The sequence below is a fragment of the Allohahella marinimesophila genome (assembly GCF_039538005.1).
Lineage (GTDB): Bacteria > Pseudomonadota > Gammaproteobacteria > Pseudomonadales > Oleiphilaceae > Allohahella > Allohahella marinimesophila.
In genome coordinates this window covers 23,546-42,709 of the sequence record NZ_BAABBO010000011.1, presented here as the reverse complement: position 1 = coordinate 42,709, position 19,164 = coordinate 23,546, and the positions used below count along the sequence as shown (strand labels likewise).

Below are 19,164 nucleotides of genomic sequence, written 5' to 3'. Positions count from 1 at the left end.
ATTGATCCAGAGCAAGCAAGGAACCTGAGTTCCTTTCAGGCTTTCGAGTCTTGAGGCTCTGCGAGGCGACGATGCATTTTTGCCAGAACCGAATCAGGTATGATGCCAGCAAAGGTCGTTTGCACCTTGTTCATGAAGCCACTGACCACCGATCCGTCACCCTTTTGCATTGCCTCGTAGCCAACCTTCGCCACCTTGGCAGGATCCTCCTTTGGCGCGTCGTAAGCTGCCGTACCCTGCATCCCTGCACGATCGAAGAATAATGTGTCGGTCAGCCCTGGCATGAGACAGGTAACGGTCACTTCCGTGTCCTTGAGCTCATTGCGCAAGGCTTCAGCGAAGCTGTCGAGAAAAGCTTTAGTGCCGTTATATACAGCATGAAACGTACCGGGTATGAAGCCGGCAATGGATCCCGTAATCAGGATCCTGCCGCTATTCCGGTCGCGCATCTGCCGCCCAACCTTCTGCACCAACGAAATCGTGCCACTGACATTGACGTCAACCACGTTCTTGGCCTCATCAAAGTCCTGATCGAGAAATGCACCTCCGAGACCACGGCCCGCATTGGCGAGGAGCGCGTCAACCTGACGCCCCCGTATTGCAGACCACAGTTTGTCCACGCCCTCCTTTGAACCGAGGTCAGCCTGAACAGGCTCGACCACCGCACCATGCTGCCTAAGCTTCCCGGCGGCAGCGTCAATCTCCAACTCATTGGCACAGACGACAAGATCGTAGCCGTCTTTCGCACAGCAGAGAGCGAGTTCATAGCCAATACCAGTAGAGGCGCCGGTGACTACCGCAATTGGTTTGGAGCTCATGCGGATGTCCTCCTTGCCTAGGCTGGTTCCAATGCTGGCTTGAGGACCACCTTGGTCCACTCGTTGGCATTGTCCTTGAAGTTCTTGTAGCCCAATGGCGCATCTTCAAGCGACAACCTGTGACTGATCATGTAAGTGGTATCGATCTTGTCTTCCCTGATGAGCTCCAGCAATTCCTTGGTATACCGTTGCACATGAGTCTGACCAGTCCTGACCTGAAGCCCCTTCTCCATCAATGCGCCCAGCGGAAACTTGTCGAGATAACCACCATAGACGCCTGGCATGGAAAGTCGACCACCCTTGCGGCAGGCAAATATGGCCTCCCGTAGTGCGCCACCCCGATCCGCGCCGATACCGACTTTCTGTTTGATAGTGTCTGCGACATTCATCATGTTGGCCTGACTATCGAAGGCAAAGCCATGCGACTCCATGCCAACTGCATCAATGACAGCGTCCGGACCTATACCACCCGTCATTTCCAGCAACGCTTCCATGACGTTGGTCTGTTTGAAATCGAGGATTTCTGCACCCTTCGATTTCGCCAGCTCAAGCCGATGCGGATGATGGTCGATCGCGATAACCCTGTGTGCGCCCATATGCAATGCGCTCTGTACCGCAAATAGTCCAACTGGACCACAGCCCCAAACAGCTACCGTATCACCATCTTCGATTTCCGCGTTTTCTGCCGCCATCCAGCCTGTAGGCAGAATATCGGACAAAAACAGCACCTTGTCGTCCTCGAGCTCGTCAGGCACCACGATCGGTCCGACATCAGAAAAGGGGACACGAACGTATTCAGCCTGACCGCCTGAATACCCGCCAGTCAGATGAGAATAGCCAAACAGCCCGCCAACAGCCTGACCGAACATCATCTCGGTCATATCCTGCTTTTCGACGGGATTTGAATTGTCACAGGCCGAGTACTGCTTCTTGTTGCAGGCAAAGCAACTCCCACACGAAATGGTGAAGGGCACGACGACACGCTGACCCTTCTTCAAGGTACTTTTCTTACCTGTCTCCACCACTTCGCCCATGAATTCATGACCAAGGATATCGCCTTCCAGCACGGCGGGTATCACCCCGTCGTAGAGATGCAGGTCAGAGCCACAAATTGCGGTGGAGGTAATCTTGATGATGGCATCACGTGGATTGATGATTTCAGGATCAGGCACTGTGTCCACCCGGACGTCATGAGTACCGTGAAATGTAAGTGCTCGCATAATGTTCTCCTCAAACGTCGTCGTGGATATAGTGGTGTGATGTAGCGATCTCGCCAGTTTCCATCAGCATCTTGAAGCGCTTGAGTTCGTGGCGGGCCTGAACCCCTGGCTCGCGTCGAAACAGCTTCGCAATCATCCTGCCGAACTGGCCAACAGGCGGCTTGTACTGCACTACAGCCTCGACATACGTACCGCGACCGGCGGGCGCATCGCGAAAGGCGATGTGACCTTCAGTCTCAATCTGCGAATTGGCGGTGGATTTCCATGACAGCAATTCATTTTCCCGGCGCTCGACCAGTTCCGTCTCCACGGTCACGCTCTGGCCTGCAGGTGCAGCTATCTTCCAGATGGACTTGTCGCCCTGGGTTTCGACATGCTCAACATTTTTCATGAATTGCTGGAGGTTGTCGTAATTCTCCCAGAATTTGAACAGCTCAACCCGAGGACGATTGATGAGCACAGTCTTTCCGGCCACTGCCTTGCCGTCACTACGGTGCATATCCTTCGCTGCCCGGTCGGGCGCGCTGTCGGCAGGCCGGTTTGCGATCTCGGCCTTATGCCTGTAAACACCTACGGCCACTGCAGCCAGCGCGATCCCGGCAGCCCCCAGGGCAAGGGCGGTGCCTGTGGCCACCCTCGAGCTACGGGCATGTTCATCAGACCAGTCGAGTTCGTTCCAGTCCGTGTCATAATCGGCGTCATAATCGTCGGTGTCATATTCGCTATAAGGCCGCCGTTCATCATAATGCGACATCATCTTTCTCCTTCTTCAATTAGCGGAAGGTTGAAATTCCTGCGATCACCTTTGTAAGCGCTTCAGCGGATTCCATGCACCAAAGCGCCTGACGATCGCTGTTAAGTCATTGAACCAAATAGACTTCACAGCGCTTTAAGACCACAGTAGAGACATCCCAACCGGTGTCAGGGAGAAAGAGTGCAATAAGCAGGCCTGTTACGGCAGAGGCGGCGTCCTGGGTGGCATGGTCACTTCAGCGCGCAGCAGATTGGCCAACCATTTCGGCTGATCACACTGCACGGCGTGGCCACCATCTTCACAGCGGAAGACCCTGAGCTCTGGCAAGTGCTCATTGAGTACGCCAACGGTGGCGTGGTGGAAGGTTCGTTCGGCCTCACCCCAGACGAGAATCTTCCTGCACGGCAGCGCGGAAACGGCGACGAGATCAAGTGGTCGAATGCGCTGATGCTCATCGATGATCTGATCCCAGATAAGACGATAGGTCGACTGTCGTCTCATATAATCACCAAAGAGGTAGGCGGACACCGGCCAGAAATCCGGGGGCGGCTTTTTCAGCGCAAGCCTGAGCAGGTGTTTCCAGGCTTGGCGCGTGTGAATCCAGTATGGATTCCGCCCCTGATCTACCTCGGCATAGAACTCTGATGCCTTCTCGACTGGTACACCAGCTGGCCCCACCATGATAAGCGTATGTACCCGCTGGGGGCTGCTTTCGGCATAAGCACAGGCCACTGAGGCGCCAATCGAGGCGCCAAGCAGATGCACCCGATCGCTTTTGTGAAACCAGAGCATGTCATCGATGATACTGACCGACTGCTTATAGAAGTCCTGTGCAGGATCGAAGTGGCTCCCGCCGTGGCCAGGCAGGTCGATGACCAGAACGTTGAAGTGGCCACGAAGCTGTTTGACCAGTGCGAGCCAGGAGTCCTTGGAGCCAGTAAAACCGTGCAAAAGCACCAGCGTTTCGAGCTCGGGATCGGGGGTTTCGGTGACGAGGTAGGTATAGGCGCGGCCACCGATGCTACCCGACCTGAGTGCAAGCCTCGAAGCCTTGCGGCCAATCAGCATGAGAATGGCCCACACGAACTGGCCAAGCTTGTAAGACATCCTTTTCTCCCTTTTACATCAGACTCGAACGCTGTCGCTCAGCAGACGGTGTCGGGATCTAGCCCGCACACGATGCGGGCGTAGCCGCCTGATACAGCTTCAACGCGACTTCCATCTCTTCCTGCAAACGCTCGATTCGGGTTTCATGGGCAGGGTGCGTGGACAAAAATTCCAAGGGCTGACCGCCAGCCGCTGCAGCCATATTACGCCACAGATTCACACTTTGCTGCGGCTCGAAGCCCGCACTGGCCATGATGTTGAGCCCGAGCAGATCAGCTTCGCGCTCGTGAGCGCGGCTGAACGGCAAAGCGATACCCAGTTGTGAGCCAATGCCCAGCGCCTCCATCAACAGACGTTGCCCCTCACCTTCACTGAAGAAACCGACAACATACAATACAGACTGTATACCCAGCTGCTGGGTCATCCGCTCATTGCCATGATCAGCCAGAACATGAGCAACTTCATGGCCAATGACAGCAGCCAGCTGATCCGGTGTCTGTGCCAGACGCAACATACCCGTGTGTACGCCGATCTTGCCGCCGGGCAAGGCAAAGGCATTGGGCTGGGGGTCATCAAACACCACCACCTCCCATGACTCCGGCATGGACTCGGGGGGATAGACCCGAACTGCAGCATCAATGACATGCCCAGCCACACATTGTACGTAGGCATTGACGGCGGGGCTCGTCTCAACTGGCTGCTGGCGCTTCATTTCGGCAAAGGCTTCCTGACCAAGCTCATCCATCATGGAGTCAGGCAGGAGAGCGAGCTGGCTGCGTCCAGAGGGTGACTCCTGACAAGCCGTCAGCAGGCTCAACATCGTAGCAATGAACAGTAATCCTGGTTTCAACGATCTTCCTCGATAGTGTGGCCCAACCTGACCCTATCAATGGTGTCAGCCGGGGCGTTTTGCAATATCAGCGCGTAGCAGCTTTGGCGAGCTCAGGTGCTAGTGTATTCTGCCCCATTTCGCATTGTCCCCAAGGGTAATCGTGTTATGCAACGCACATTGGTGAAACTGATCCTGGGGATCCTGATCATCGGCCTTCTCGCCCTCATGTGGCGCTGGATGAGCGCAAACGGTTTTCTGTCTACGGGCGCAGTCAGAGATATGGTGCGGCATTTGGCTGAATGGCGCACGGCGCCATGGATGTTTCTGGCGGTGACCTTTGTGTATGCCGGCCTACTGCTGACCATGTTTCCGCTCAGCCTGCTGGTGGTGGTGACAGGCCTTGTCTTTGGCCCGGGCTGGGGTTTGTTGTATGCCACCCTAGGCACCCTGGCCTCTTCCGTGGTGTCGTACTGGGCGGGTTATTGGCTGGGCCGCGAAGCCCTGCTTGGTTACGGTGGGCGCTATCTCCACGGGATGTCGGGCTATCTGTCGGAGCGCGGCATCCGCACGATGACCATCATCAACCTGCTGCCGTTGGCGCCGTTCACGCTGACCAACATGATGGCTGGCGCCTTCCACCTCCGGTTTCGTGACTACATGATAGGGTCGACCCTGGGCATCGTGCCGGGACTCGCCGTTGTCATTCTGCTGGGCAGCCAGCTTGGCGCACTCTTTAACGCCGTCGAGCGGGAGGAGCTGTTCTGGGCTTTGGTCGGCTTGGCCGCCGCGGTTGTGCTCCTGATCATTCTCACGCGCTTCACAAGACGCTACATGCGATCCCAGGCGCCCAAAACCCCGCCGGTGCATACGGCCGATCAGATCAGGATGCCTAACGAACGCGAGGGCGATTCAGGTGATACTGTGCCAGTACTTCAGCATAAAAGCCGCTCACAGAACGGGCAAAATGACTGATATCGTACTCGGTGGCGAAGGCTTGGGCCTGATGCCCCAGCGCGGCCCGAAGTTCGTCATCTTCAATAAGCTCTTTCAAACTCTGAGCCCATTCATGCCTGTTTTCAGGGGCCTTGAAACCGTTATGTCCCTGGCGCACGACGTCATCGATCCCGCTTGATCTCACCGTGACAACAGGCAGGCCCGCAGCCATCGCCTCGAGTATGACCATGCCCTGTGTCTCGGACTTCGAAGCGAACACGAACACGTCACCCAGATGGTAATACAGCACGATGTCCTGGGGTGACACCAGTCCAACCAGGGTGACATGCTCAGCCAGATCGAGTTCATCGATTCGATCCTGCACCTGCTGGGTGGCCGGCCCGTCCCCAACCAGCAGCAGATGAAAATTGTGTACCCCCCACTGACGCAACACGGCAAGCGCCCCCAGCATGAAGCCGATGTTCTTTTCCCTGCTGATTCTGGACACGCTGATCAGTACTTTCTTGCCGGTCAGGGCATACTGATGTCGAAGCGCTTCCACACGGGCGTCATCAATCGTCCTGAAACGGTCGGCATCAATGCCCGTGGGCTGAACAAGTGTGCTCGTTCTTACCCCAAGTACGCGAAGATATTCCTCAGCAGAATATGTCGGCACGATCACACCTTGGCAACGATTGGAAAAGCGCTTTATCAGATAGTGAGAGATCAGATTCCTGAACAGCATACCTGGCAGTGGCACGAAGTGGGCGTAGTGTTCCAGCCTGGTATGGTAGGTATAGATCACGGGCACCTTGAGTCGCCATCCGAACAAGAGCCCCAGAGATCCGAGCCAGAAAGGATGATGAACGTGGATGATATCCGGTTTGAAGGCCTTGAGTTCGCGATAGAATTTCAGTGACAGCGGATTCGTCAGCCGGAACTCGCCTTTTTCACCGAAAGCCAGCAGCGTCGGTACCCTGATGACCCCTTGATCTGCCGCCACCTTTTCGGCATAGCGCGGTACGAAGAGCAGGACCTCATTACCGAGAGACCTGAGCCCGTGACGTAAGCGATCCACCGAGACCGAAACTCCGGATACGAAGGGAAAGTAATTGTTGGAGTACATGCCAATTCGAAGGGGCCGGTTCATGTACGGCGTCGGATCGATTTCAAAATTGGGGTAGTAATGTCGTTCTTCGGCAATCAGTCGATGTAGCCGAATGGCCGCAATGACCAGGACGCTGACGATGAGCAGAAATCTGAGATAACTCACATAGAAAAAAGCGTAGATCGTCGACCAGGCACTCTTGAGTGTTCGTCGCCAGGCGATTTCATCGACGTCCAGCCGGACGCGGGAAATGTTCACCCCCTGTTCGTCTACATCGACGACTACGTAGTGATGAAAACTGTCTTCTGAGTCGACGATCATGCCTCCCGCACCGCCAGTGGTCACGTATTCGACCCCATTCACAAGCTGTTTCGAGAACAGTGTCAGATTTGCGGAAAAGACCGCGTCCACACCATGAGCCTCTGCAATCCTGACCAGAGCATCGCGGAAGACTTTCGGCTCGAGAAAAGCATCCGATTCGAACGGTGGGAGATCATGATCCACGGTCTGCAAGGGCAAGCCGATAAACATAAAGCGATGCTCGGCATCTGAGTAGAGTAACTCGCGCTCCATCCAGTCCAGTTGCCAGGTCAGCGAGGACTTGCCAGTGCCATCCAGAAAGATGAAATGGCTGTCGCCGGAGAGAAAGGAAAAGAAATGCGGCCCAAAATGCTCATAGAACTGAAAGCTGCCAAAATCACTATGTTCGTTGGCACCATAGGTCAGCAGATAAGGCCTTGAGAGCCTCTCGAGGGTCTTGTAGATGGCACGATAATTTTCCTCCTGGCCGCTAGCGACGGCATTGCCAGCCGAGACCAGAAAATCAATATTGCTGTTGTTGATTCGTGGAATGATTCTATCGCGGAAGACGTGCACCGAATTATTGATATTGCCTACCACGGCAAAACGGTAGGCCGACTTGCGCTCAAGCAGCTGTCTGATATCCGGAACCTGCTTGGCGTGCACGGACTCGAACTCTGGCTCTTCTACATACAGACGAATCTGATGAGCAACCAATGCACACACGAATAAGATGTTCGCCACATAGGCAAAGCGAAGCCAACGCTGCTTTCTGGTCATTGCCATTAAATTCTTACAGTCCCTTGCAAGGCGCCCCTACTTGAACACCTCAATGTGAAGATCAGTCAACCGAATAAACAGCGGTGGCAATGTCCAGCGTCAATCGTGGTTGTAACCATACCGCATTCTGAGCCTACGGTGGCGGTGCCTGAACACTGCCCGATAAATTGGCGCAAGCAGCACGGCAAGTCCTGGCACTCGGCACTTGAAATTTACCGTATCACTGATCCGGCAGGCGAATTCGCTACCATCGATTTCCCGCTGATGCTCCCAGCAGGAATGCATGAGCGAAGACGAGCTTTCGCTGAAGCCTGACGCTGGGTCTATGCTACGAAAGAAGAAGGTATGCTTGTCCAGTGGTACGATACCGAACAGAAGTATCCAGCTCGAGAACAGCGATGTTCGTTCAGGCCAGGCTTCTATGGGCCGCGTGGCCCATCCAGCTGGCGCCGTCATCTTCAGGAAAGGCGCAATTTCTTCATTCACTCCAGCCATGTTCAACGTAGCCAGGAGCTCGTCTGCACCAACCTGGAGCTCACTCGTTACGGTAAAGCTCATGGCACCCCCTGCGAATAGGCGATCTGCCAGCTATTGTAGATTTATCGCTCAACAAGTAAAAGATAATCTGAAACGCTCACTGGTCACCGCCTCGACTCCAATTGGGAATGTACACATGAATAACAGTCTGAAGTCTGGGATCTATCGCCACTATAAGGGGCAGCAATATGCCGTTTTAGGGGTGGCGCATCATAGCGAAACCGAGGAAGCGCTTGTGGTGTACAGGGCGCTCTATGGGGAACAGGGGCTCTGGGTGCGCCCCCTGCGGATGTTCACGGAGTCTGTGGAAATAGACGGTGAAAGCATCCCGCGCTTTGCATGGGAAGGGCCGCTCGAGTCCTCGCTCGGCCTGGTCTGAGCTGTCAGCCTAATCCTTGTCTGTCCGCTCCCAATCAGGTGGCATCCACAAATGTTTCAGCCGGGACATGACGGCGCCAGGTCGACGCATGTCGCGGAACAGGTCGACGTATTCGTGCGTCCATAGGCGCAGCAGATTGTTCGAATGAATCTGACGGGTAATGCCGTACTCTGGCGGATTCCGCTCATCCTCGGGTACAAATGTACCCAGCAGACGATCCCATACGATCAGCACTCCGCCGTAATTCTGGTCGATGTAGGCAGGGTTTCGTCCGTGATGAACCCGGTGATGACTGGGCGTATTGAATATCAGCTCGACCCAGGGGTGCAGGCGTCCGACTAGTGTGGTGTGAATGAAGAACTGGTACACCAGCGACATGGCATAGGCGACACCGATCCAGACCGGGTTAAAGCCGATCAGCGCCAGTGGCAGATAGAAGACCCAGTTGCCATTGAAAATATTGGTCGCATTCTGGCGCATCGCAGTCGAGAAATTCATGCGCTCGGATGAATGGTGAACGACGTGTGCAGCCCAGAACCAGCGCATGCGATGGCTTGAGCGATGCATCAAGTAGAAACAGATGTCCACACCGATCAGCACCAGCAATCCCGTCAGCCAGGTGAGCTCAAGATCCAGCAGACGGTAGTGATATACCAGCGCGTAGACAGGAAACGCGATGATGCCTGCAAACAGGAGTTCCGTGAGTTGATAGCCCGCCCCCAGGCCGAAATTTCGAAAAGCTTCACCCACATCCATGAGGCGAGCGTCGTGCCTGATTCGGCGATACTCCCACACCGTGACAGCAATGAACATCGGCGTGGCTACCATGAAGATGAGCTGTCGCGCATCGAGTGCCAGCCAGCCGCTCAGCCAAGCCCACATCTCCAGGAGTCCGCTTTCGCGGAGCATCGCAGTCATCATGTCTATCATCGCCTGCCCACCCCATCACCGTTTCACTGTCGAGCCCTTATTCTTCTCCGAATCCAGCTGCTATTATTGACTTTTTACGTCTTTGTTTTGACAAAAGACGCCAACGCCATACGAGGTGATCCTGATGGCTCAGGTGATGAGGGTGACCGGTGCCTGGACAGGGCTATTGCGAGACTGGCTCGATGAAGAGCACTTCGATGCCCTCGACCTTCGCAGTGCGCTGGCCCGCTGGTCCCGGGAAGACAATGTGCCGGTACCTGTCTGGCGCGAATTGATCGAGCGTGGTGTTGCACTGGCCACGGGCAATCCTGCAGCGGAGCTGAGCATTGGAGCCTGTGTGACGCCCGCGCATGTCGGCGTTCTCGGCTACCTTGTGCTGGCCTCCGATACCCTTGGCGAGGCCATGCTGGCCTATCAGCGCTATGAGCGGCTGTTTTATGGCGTCAGTATCGCTGAACTGGAGGCGATCGATGATGTGATAGAGATTCGATGGCCACCAGACAGCAGTGGTCTCGGACAGCTCGGCGACGGTGTCGCCATTGCCGCTCTACTCACCTTTCTGCAAAGGCAGATGGACAAACCACCCCCAATCTCGGCAGTCAGCTTTCGAGGCAGTGTCGATGCCCTCACCGCCTCGGCCTACGAGACGTTCTTCGGCTGCCCGGTTACCTTCGAAGACACTTATGTCAGGGTTCGATTTCCACAAACATACCTGTCCATTTCAATGCCTCGCCGGGATCCGACCCTGAGACGACTGCTCGACCGTCAGGCTCAGGCCTTGCTGCGTGCGCTGCCAGGTTCATCCGAGGTCGAACGAATTCTTCAGCAGATTCTGCTCAGGCTGTTGGCTGACGGCGAGCCGACCTTGAATCGTGCTGCAAAGGCGATGCATATGTCACCGCGAACGCTGCAGCGACGGCTGTCACAGCACGGCCTGAGTTGGCAGCAATGGCTGGACCGCAGTCGCGAGCAACTGGCAGAGCAGTATCTTGCCGATCCGGGCTTGAGTCTCAGTGATATTGCGCTGCTGCTCGGTTTTTCCGAGCAGAGCGCATTTACCAGAGCGTTTCGCCGTTGGTCAGGGCTTTCGCCAGGACGATTCAGGCGTGGAGGGGGAGAGGCCTAGAACCGATAGGCGCCATTGTTGATGCCATCGAGCACCGACTGTGTGACGCGAGTGTATGTCGATGTCCCAGGCAGCCACACGTACACCGGATCGTCAATCGCGTTGATATCGAAGCTCGCATCCTTCAAAGGCGCCTTTTTGTGCTTGAAGGTGCCGGTGGTCTCGGCATCCTCCCCCAATCGCAGGAATACGGGCACAGCACAGGCTGGCAGGCTGGTGCGTAGCATCCTCAGAAAGCTCGCAAAATCGAACTGCCCCGGGTGCCCTGAGGTTTTCAGCCAGGCCATACCTGCACGCCCGTTGGTGTTGGGAATTTCCACGCCGTACACGATAGATTCGATCACGCTGTCATGGCCATCGATAATCAGCTCCACCTCAGTCGTGGAGACATTTTCCCCTTTCCAGCGGAAGGTATCACCCAGCCGATCGACGAATTGAGCGTGGCGAAAACCCATATTCCGCATCAGATCGCCAGAGTTGAACCACCGATCGCCCGGCTTGAAGACGTCCTGAAAAATGCACTTCTGGGTCTTCTCGGCGTCGGTATAGCCGTGGAACGGCGTTTTCTCCGAAATTTCCCCAATCAAAAGGCCAATTTTACCTTTACCTACCGGAATCATTCGTCCCTTGCTGTTACGTACTGGCCGCTCATGCTCGTTGTCATATTCAACGATCGAATAACGGAATGGACAGAGGCCCACCGTGTTGTCGAAATTCAGCACATTGGAGAAGCCGATATTGCCTTCACTGGACGCGTAGAACTCCATCACCCGGGGCACACCGAAACGATCCTTGAATTGCTTCCAGATCGAGGGCCGGAGGCCATTGCCGACGATGACCCTAACCCTGTTGTCTGTGTCATCCGGCGAGGCGGATCGCTCGATCAGGTAACGACACAGTTCGCCGACATAGCCAAAGGCGGTGGCGTTGTGATGACGTATATCGTCCCAGAATTTCGACGCGCTGAAGCGTCTCGCCATGACCAGTGTCGCACCGCCTGCCAGCACAGAGCCCCAGCATACTGCCAGGGCAGTGGCGTGATAGAACGGCAAACAGACGTACATCCTGTCACTTGGCACCAGTTTGACGGCAGCGAATCCGAAGGACCCATAGGCCTTCATGAACCGACCGTGGTTGAACACTACAGCTTTGGGCAGACCCGTCGTGCCTGAGGTGTAGATGTAGAAGCAGGGGTCATCGGGATAGATTTCGCGCGATTGACGGGGGTTATCGCCGGAGGCCAGCTTGCTGCCATGCATCAGATCGATCCAGAAGTCCCCGCTATGCGACGAGGCAGGCGGTAATCCCGACTGCACTGTATCATCTACGAGAAACTGTCGCTGCTCGGGAACGGTGAGCTCCGTCTTCACCTCTTCGTAGGCTGACCGCAGCTCAGCACCCACTATGGCCGCCTTCGGCTCGACGAGATTGATACTGTGGGTCAGCACCCGCCCTCGCTGGGAGGTATTGACCAGCGCACTGACGGCACCGATCTTGGCACAGGCGGTCAGCGCTACCATCAGCTCCAGACGGTTCTCGATCATGACGACGACCGCATCACCCTTGATGATGCCAGTGGAGGCCAGGTAATTGCCCACGCGATTGGTCCAGGCGTTGAACTCGGCATAGCTCAGCGATCTGTCGCCATCAACTATGGCTTCAGTCTCGCCACTGTCCGCGGCCAGTGTTTCGATACACCTACCAAGACCCACCTCCCGGGTTTTGTCCTTGGTATCGCCTACCTTGAGGCCTTTCACCAGCCCCGGCACACCCGAAATGAGCATTGGTATTTTTCTTGCGAACTGCGGAAACGTTATGATGTCCTGATTATCCATGGCTGGCTCTCCTGCCTCCTGTGTTGACTGTTTTTGTATGTGCGCAATGCTAACTGCTGATATCGGTGCCGGTAATGATGACGCGTAACATCCTTGTGTCCTTTTGTCTCACGATCCCGCCGGCGCTGATGTGACAAAGTTCCATTCGAACGAACCCACCATCTCTGCCGCACCGATACTTGATCTCTTCGACGGACTGGTGGAGCGCGGCGTGCTGCCAGGCCCCGATGCTGAGGTGGCTGGCATCAGACGCTCCGATCTCGAAAATATCGAAGCCCGCTTCCCGGTCAGCCTCGTTCAGGCCTTGTGGACACTCGGCGAGCAATCGTCCATGGCGCAGGATCTTGGCCTGTACATCGGCAGCCGTATCAATCTCCAGGCCATGGGCATGATTTCCAACGTTGTCAGATTCGCAGACACACTGGGCGAAGTCATTGTCATTTCCGCCAGATATGCACCTGTCATGAGTGAGGTAGAAAGAATCAGGATGGTTCCGCAGGTTGCAGGCATGAAGGTGATTTACGAGATCTCACCGCCAGAATATCGCCATAGACATGCCATCGAACGAAGCATGGCAGCCGGTGTGAGCTGGGCTCGACACCTCACCGGAAAAATGATCGTGCCGCTTGAGACGACATTCAGGCATCGTGTGGACGACACCAGCGTTTACAAGGCTATCTTTGGTGAGACGATCAGCTTTGGACAAGCCGAGGATGCCATGCTGGTCGCTCACGAAGACCTTGCACTCCCGATCGCTTCACGCAATGCCTATGTGAAGGGGGTCCTGGAAAGCCGTCTGCTAGACCATAGCGAGAAACTGATCCGAGCACGGTCTCTGGTTACAGAGGTGCGGCGAATCATCAGAGACGGTCTGCAACATCCTGCGCTGAGTTCGGACTTCGTAGCCAGACAGCTCAACATGAGCCGGCAGACCCTGCACCGAAAATTGAAGAAAGAGGGTAGTAACTACCAGAGTCTGTTGATGGCCGTCCGCAAAGAAAGGGCGCGTTACTACCTGAAGCATGGCGTCTCTAAGATGGTAGAACTCAGCGACCTGCTCGGCTTCAGTGAGCCGAGTGCTTTCTTCAAAGCCTTCCGCGCCTGGTTTGGCACCACGCCGGGCAGATTCGATCCGTGACAGCCGTCAGCGCCCTCAGGTGGCGACGCTACCGAACTCGATGAGGGCCTTGATGTCTTCCAGTGACGCCGGCTTGAGCAGGTGGTGGTCGAACCCGGCCTCTTTTGACAGTTGCCTGTCCTTCTCCTGGCCCCAGCCAGTCACTGCCACTAGCGTACAGTGGGCAAGCTCAGGCAGCTGCCTCAGCGCCCTGGCCAGATCGTAGCCGTTCATACCGGGCATGCCGATATCCAGAAAGGCGATATCGGGGACGTACTCACCAGCCATGGCTAGCGCATCGGCACCGGAGTGAGCAAGACGCACTTCATGCCCGGAGTGTGTCAGCAGCGTTTTCAGACTCGTCACGAAGTCGACGTTGTCATCCACCAGCAGGACTCGACAGGGCTCCACTCGCGTTTTGGGCGAAGATGCCCTGGGGTCGCCTGCATCTGCATTCTCATGCTCCACATCCACCACTACGGTAAACGTGCTGCCGAGGGAATGCCCGGCACTGCCGACCAGCAAATTTCCACCGTGCAGCTCGACCAGCCGCTTCGACAGGGCCAGACCGACGCCAAGCCCTGCCTGATCACGCTCCAGCGACTGGTCGACCTGAATGAACATGCCAAAAATTTCTGCGAGCATCTCCGCTTCGATGCCGATACCGTTATCGACCACATCGATGATCGCCTGCCCGTTCTCCACTCGCGCTGAAAACCTGATCTTGCCGCCACGAGGGGTATATTTAGCAGCATTATTCAGAAGATTCGAGAAGACCTGTGCCAGGCGCACCGGGTCGGCATCGATACAGATGGGCCTTGCAGGCATGTCGACTTCAAGGTCATGCCCCAGCTCTTCGATGAAGAGGCCACTGGTTTCAATGGCGCTCTGCATGATCGACTGAAGATCGACAAGCGATTTTGTGATGGTGAGTTTGCCAGTCGTGATGCGGGAAACGTCGAGGAGGTCGTCGACCAGCCTGACCATCTGTTTCAGCTGTCGCTCCATCACGACCAGCGCAGTCTGCTGCTCAGGAGACATCTGGCCCGGCAGCCGCAGTATGCGGAGTCCGTTGGCCAGGGGGGCCAGCGGATTGCGCAGTTCGTGCGCAAGCGTGGCGAGAAACTCGTCCTTGCGTCGGTCGGCGATGCGCAAAGCTCGCTCGGCCGCTTGCCGCTCGGACATCTCATGTTCAAGGGAGTGGTTGGACGCTTCCAGCGCCTTGGCGCGACGCTCGATTTCGCGGAGCATGTCGTTGAAGGCATCAACCAGCACGCCTATTTCATCTTCGGAATGTTTTTCGGCACGCAGAGCGAAGTCCCGGGTCTGCATGACTTGCCGGGCTATATCCGTGACGGCGAAGATGGGGCCGGTCAGAGCCCCCCTGAGCCAGGTCGCAATGAAGAGCGCAAAGCCAAGGCTCGCCGCCATCACGCCCACCAGAATGAGCACGTAATTGACCAGCCGATTGCTCAGCTCGTAGCGAGCGCTGATGTACACCGACCCCAGTATCTGCCCATCCTTGACCAATGGCTGCCAGACCTCGAGTCGGTTGCCCTCAATGACGTAGCCCGCCACCCGATTATTTCGGGAAGGCCAGGCGATTGGCTCCTCCTCGCGAGTTGACCTGGCGCTGATGTATTCGGCGAAACGCTCGCCGCTGGGCGTGAGCAGGGCTGCATGGATAATGACCGGTCGTGTTCTCAGCAGCCCAAGATGCTGGCTGGCAGTCTGCGGATCATTGAATTCGAGTGCCGGCGCACTGACATCCGCCACGATACTCGCCTGCGTGCGCACGTCGTTGATCAGCTCTTCATGGTAACCACGAAGATCGAACACGAGCATGATCGAGCCATACACAAGCAGGGTAATGAAGGTGGTGGCCATCACTACCAGCATGAGCTTGTTGGAAATGGAGTCTTTGAACGGGCGCGGCATCATGGCTCTTCCCGCTTCACCGAAGAAGCGACAGACAGCAGACGAGAGCTCAGTTTCAAACCCGTTTCTCCGGCATGGGGGAGTGAGACATCGAAGCCTATACGTCCCTCTACCAGCCTCAGATTGATGGTACTGCTCTTTTCGAAACCTCCGTCTCTTTCTGTGACGATAAGGATAGGCTGGCGACGGGTGATTCTCGATAGTCCCGCGAGATATCGCTCAGCATCGCGGCTGACGAACACTACATGTGGTCGGGTGACATCGGCTGCGGTTTCAGCTTCGTAAAGGCTGACCGGCCGCGTGTTGACCAATCTGCCCCGAATGATTGCTTCGAGTTCGTCGCTGATCGGACTTGAGCCGAGCACCCAGATTCTGAAGGGGGACTCCGCCGATTCAAACGCCGAATCAGGCCACTGCGTGTAGCTGAGAAATTTGAACACCATGGCGGCCTTGATGCGATACTCCGGCGCACCGTCTTGATCAGCGACAGCATTCATGGCCATCAGACAGACGAGCGCGCAACTGGCCAGCACATTCAGACGGCGAAGGCCACCTTGCCAGGCTCTTGAAGCCAGGAACATCAGCACGGCGTCAGAGGCCCCACACCAGCTTTCCGAAAAACGCGCGCTCTAATTCGCTGCGTCCTGCTTCGGAGCCAAACTCCTCATGTGTACCGTCAGTGAGATTTTGAGCCGTCAGGGACAGTTCCAGGCGCGGTCGCGGCTGCCAGGCTAAACGGGCATCCAGCGCCGTGTAGGCCGGCAGATCGATCGATCGAAGCTCGGCCACATGCCGAATCATGGCATTGAAAGTCACCTGAGGCGAGATGGCGTAGTCAGATCGAATCTGACCATAGTATTTTGGATCCGCACTCGCGAGCGCCGTAGTATTGGACAGGTCGTCACTACCCGGTTTGAGTGAGGCCTCAAAACGCTGTACGACCAGACCAGCATGCAGCCGCCACTGGGACATGGGCTGCCAGCTACCCCAGGTTTCGACGCCGTAGGATTTGGCCTTCGCCCCGTTCTCGAACACCAGCCCTGGTCCTTTACTGTTGAGTTCGAGTGTTCGCAAACGGTTATTGTCACTGTAAAAGCCAGTCACTGACCAGGACACGTCGGCGACTGGCTGGCTACGATATCCGAGCTCGTAGACTTTGGCTGTTTCAGAAACGAAACCGGGTCCGCCCGCTATGACATACTGTGGCACACCATCAACGACCGGCGGAGAGCTGGGGCTGAAAATATCAGTATCAATGCGCGACGGCGTTCGCACCGCCCGTGATACGCTCGCCCAGACCAGCTGGTTCGGCGTGGCGGCCCACGCCAGCTGGGCACTCGGCATGACCTCCCAGCCGGTGAAAGGATTCTCTTCGAATTTTGAGCCCACCGTCAGCGTCAGGCGCTCAGTCAGCCTTATTTCGTCCTGGGCAAAGACATTGGTCCAGTGCACTTCGAAGTCATCGGGCAGAAAGGCGAAGTTCTCGCCATTATTGATCCGATCCGTCATGTACCGATATCCCCCGCCCCACACCAGGGTATGTCGCTCGCTGGCGACCCACTCATGCTGCAGCTCGATATCCAGGGTATTCAGATGCTGACTGAACGCTTCCGGCTGGTCACGCTGGGTATGGTCAAAATAGGCCTGTAGAAAAGCGGTGGAGCCAGGGGTGAAGGCCCAGCTGCCACGGGTCAGCAGGTTCGCCCCCTTGATCTCGATATCATCAGTGCCGGCCTGGTGGAGACGGCCTTCATAGGCATCGCCCTGAACGGTCAGTGTGCGGGTGCCCGTTTCGAAATCGGTCCTGAATCCAGTCTGCGAACGCGCCCAGCCGGTCTCTGAAGATACGCCACTCACCGTATCGGTATCGTCGTGCTGACTGTGCTTCGCATACACACGATAATGCCCTGCTGCCGGAAACGCGCCACCATAGCGCAGCGCAGCATGCTGCTCTTCGCCACTGGCACCAAGCGACACCAGCTCACCCTGCGTTTCTGCGGCAGAGCGGGTAACAATATTCACCACACCGTTTACCGCATTGGCACCCCAGAGTGTACCACCAGGGCCACTGACCACTTCCACTCGTTCGAGATCTTCCAGCATGACGTCCTGGGCATCCCAATACACACCTGAGAAGAAGGGCGAGTACACGGTTCTACCGTCGATCATCACCAGCATCTTGTTGGCAAATACGTTATTGAAGCCTCGTGATGAAATGGCGTAGTTACGCGCATCGGCGCGAGCAACCTGCAGGTTCGGCGCTAGGCGCAGTGCTTCAGGCAGAGTGGCAGCGCCGCTTTGGCGCACATCGTCGTTAGTTATGACGAATACCGATGCGGCGGCTTCCGACACCGGACGCTCGACCTTGGACACTGAGATGACAGGCATCCGGGCAAGCTCCTCCAGCGAGAGGTCGGCCAGGGCCAATTGCAGCGGCGCCTCTTCTGCAAACGAGAGCTGTGTCAGTAGCAACGCAGAAGCAGCTATGACGAAATGTACACTGCCAGGTGCGCAGGCACCGTAACGATGGACCTTGTGGCCCAGTAAACGTCTCATAAAACGGACCTGATCGCACCATGGCGACACTAGACTACAAACGGGCGGTCGGAACGAAAGCGATGTGAGGGGTGCTTTGCAAGCACATACACCGCATGCATCACAACATGTTCCCGGTATCGGGATAGTAATTCATGGGAGTTGGGTGTCAACCAGTCAATCGTTATAGCGCCGCAGCCTGCCTCGCCCTAGTGCACTCGAGCACACGCACGCTCATCGAGCGTTCATTCAACGAAGCGAATGGCACTGCCATGGCCTGCCAACTCGTGCTGAGTCAGCTCATTGGCATCCACGGCATCGAATCTGGCGAATATGATCGCATCGGCGCCCAGCATTGAGGCCTGCTCCTTCATCCGCTCGCTTAACTGGCCAGGCATGGCCTGATTGTCTGAGCTTGGCGATGTCTGGACCGTCGCTGACACCTCTCCCAGCACCTCATATGGACGCTGCTGAAGATCGCTGTCGGTAATTCGGATGAAGTGCGGATGCGTCTTGTATATGGACGAGTCGCTGTACTTGTCCTTAGGCGCGGTCGATGCGCAGGCACCAAGCCCCAGACTCAATAAAAGTGGAACCAACACTGGATTATTCAACGCGCAACGCCTCTTTTCTATGACCATGACTCTATACCACAGCCGCCATACCTTTGGATCATTCCAAAGGCGGCAATTGGGTGATGTCTGGACTATAGACGGACGAGAGCACTCGAATACATATGGCCCGTCGAGATTTTGCAATTGATTACAGTTCGCTTTGCCCTTGAATGTATCTGCGCTACTGTGAACCGCTCCCGGGAGATATTTCTGCCCACCATCAGCGCTTTGACCACCGATTAAGGAGACGCACCTGAACCTGGATCAGAAAAGCCCCGAATCGGACCATGCTTCCGCGGCG

The 19,164-nt window shown here is 56.2% G+C and carries 17 protein-coding genes; 4 read left to right on the top strand and 13 right to left on the bottom strand.

Annotated elements, in window-relative coordinates:
• Positions 1–35 precede the first annotated feature (35 nt).
• The 5 genes from ABD735_RS12415 to ABD735_RS12395 form a co-directional block, all read right to left on the bottom strand.
• The gene (locus ABD735_RS12415) at positions 36–818 is read right to left on the bottom strand and encodes an SDR family NAD(P)-dependent oxidoreductase (protein WP_344806857.1); all 783 of its coding nucleotides are present in this window, start codon (positions 816–818) and stop codon (positions 36–38) included.
• Positions 819–835: 17 nt separating this feature from the next.
• Positions 836–2,038, bottom strand: a complete 1,203-nt coding sequence (locus ABD735_RS12410; protein ID WP_344806855.1) for a zinc-dependent alcohol dehydrogenase — start codon at positions 2,036–2,038, stop codon at positions 836–838.
• A gap of 10 nt (positions 2,039–2,048) precedes the next feature.
• Complete coding sequence (locus tag ABD735_RS12405; protein WP_344806853.1) at positions 2,049–2,795, bottom strand: SRPBCC family protein; 747 nt, start codon at positions 2,793–2,795, stop codon at positions 2,049–2,051.
• Positions 2,796–2,990: 195 nt separating this feature from the next.
• Positions 2,991–3,899, bottom strand: a complete 909-nt coding sequence (locus ABD735_RS12400; RefSeq protein WP_344806851.1) for an alpha/beta fold hydrolase — start codon at positions 3,897–3,899, stop codon at positions 2,991–2,993.
• 58 nt (positions 3,900–3,957) lie between these two features.
• Positions 3,958–4,749: a M48 family metallopeptidase gene (locus ABD735_RS12395; RefSeq protein ID WP_344806849.1), complete on the bottom strand. Its 792-nt coding sequence runs from the start codon at positions 4,747–4,749 to the stop codon at positions 3,958–3,960.
• A gap of 147 nt (positions 4,750–4,896) precedes the next feature.
• Between ABD735_RS12395 and ABD735_RS12390 the strand changes: the two genes are divergently transcribed.
• Complete coding sequence (locus ABD735_RS12390; protein ID WP_344806847.1) at positions 4,897–5,703, top strand: TVP38/TMEM64 family protein; 807 nt, start codon at positions 4,897–4,899, stop codon at positions 5,701–5,703.
• Here ABD735_RS12390 and ABD735_RS12385 read toward each other — a convergent pair.
• Both ABD735_RS12385 and ABD735_RS12380 read right to left on the bottom strand, forming a co-directional pair.
• The gene (locus ABD735_RS12385; RefSeq protein WP_344806845.1) at positions 5,621–7,852 is read right to left on the bottom strand and encodes a glycosyltransferase; all 2,232 of its coding nucleotides are present in this window, start codon (positions 7,850–7,852) and stop codon (positions 5,621–5,623) included. The genes ABD735_RS12390 and ABD735_RS12385 overlap by 83 nt on opposite strands.
• 99 nt (positions 7,853–7,951) lie before the next feature.
• A complete protein-coding gene (locus ABD735_RS12380; RefSeq protein ID WP_344806843.1) occupies positions 7,952–8,410 on the bottom strand; it encodes a hypothetical protein in 459 nt (152 codons plus the stop codon).
• Between the two features lie 115 nt (positions 8,411–8,525).
• Here ABD735_RS12380 and ABD735_RS12375 point away from each other — a divergent pair, with 115 nt between their 5' ends.
• Entirely contained in the window at positions 8,526–8,768 is a 243-nt protein-coding gene (locus ABD735_RS12375) for a DUF1653 domain-containing protein (protein ID WP_344806841.1), read from the top strand.
• A gap of 9 nt (positions 8,769–8,777) precedes the next feature.
• Here ABD735_RS12375 and ABD735_RS12370 read toward each other — a convergent pair whose 3' ends face one another.
• Entirely contained in the window at positions 8,778–9,689 is a 912-nt protein-coding gene (locus tag ABD735_RS12370; RefSeq protein ID WP_344806839.1) for a sterol desaturase family protein, read from the bottom strand.
• A 133-nt stretch (positions 9,690–9,822) separates the two neighbouring features.
• Between ABD735_RS12370 and ABD735_RS12365 the strand changes: the two genes are divergently transcribed.
• Entirely contained in the window at positions 9,823–10,824 is a 1,002-nt protein-coding gene (locus ABD735_RS12365; RefSeq protein ID WP_344806837.1) for a helix-turn-helix domain-containing protein, read from the top strand.
• Here ABD735_RS12365 and ABD735_RS12360 read toward each other — a convergent pair.
• Positions 10,821–12,659: a long-chain-acyl-CoA synthetase gene (locus ABD735_RS12360; protein WP_344806836.1), complete on the bottom strand. Its 1,839-nt coding sequence runs from the start codon at positions 12,657–12,659 to the stop codon at positions 10,821–10,823. The genes ABD735_RS12365 and ABD735_RS12360 overlap by 4 nt on opposite strands.
• A 130-nt stretch (positions 12,660–12,789) precedes the next feature.
• On the opposite strand from ABD735_RS12360, the gene ABD735_RS12355 reads away from it, so the two are divergent.
• On the top strand, positions 12,790–13,797 hold the full coding sequence (locus ABD735_RS12355; protein WP_344806834.1) for an AraC family transcriptional regulator: 1,008 nt from the start codon (positions 12,790–12,792) through the stop codon (positions 13,795–13,797).
• A 15-nt stretch (positions 13,798–13,812) separates the two neighbouring features.
• Here ABD735_RS12355 and ABD735_RS12350 read toward each other — a convergent pair whose 3' ends face one another.
• From ABD735_RS12350 to ABD735_RS12335, 4 genes are all read right to left on the bottom strand, one after another.
• Entirely contained in the window at positions 13,813–15,717 is a 1,905-nt protein-coding gene (locus ABD735_RS12350; protein ID WP_344806831.1) for a sensor histidine kinase, YfiR-like protein-associated, read from the bottom strand.
• A complete protein-coding gene (locus ABD735_RS12345; RefSeq protein ID WP_344807393.1) occupies positions 15,714–16,295 on the bottom strand; it encodes a TOL_0243 family YfiR-like periplasmic protein in 582 nt (193 codons plus the stop codon). The genes ABD735_RS12350 and ABD735_RS12345 overlap by 4 nt, the downstream gene beginning before the upstream one ends.
• A gap of 10 nt (positions 16,296–16,305) precedes the next feature.
• Complete coding sequence (locus ABD735_RS12340; protein ID WP_344806829.1) at positions 16,306–18,270, bottom strand: TOL_0244 family TonB-dependent receptor; 1,965 nt, start codon at positions 18,268–18,270, stop codon at positions 16,306–16,308.
• A gap of 224 nt (positions 18,271–18,494) precedes the next feature.
• Positions 18,495–18,890, bottom strand: a complete 396-nt coding sequence (locus ABD735_RS12335; RefSeq protein WP_344806827.1) for a YbjQ family protein — start codon at positions 18,888–18,890, stop codon at positions 18,495–18,497.
• Positions 18,891–19,164: the final 274 nt, after the last annotated feature.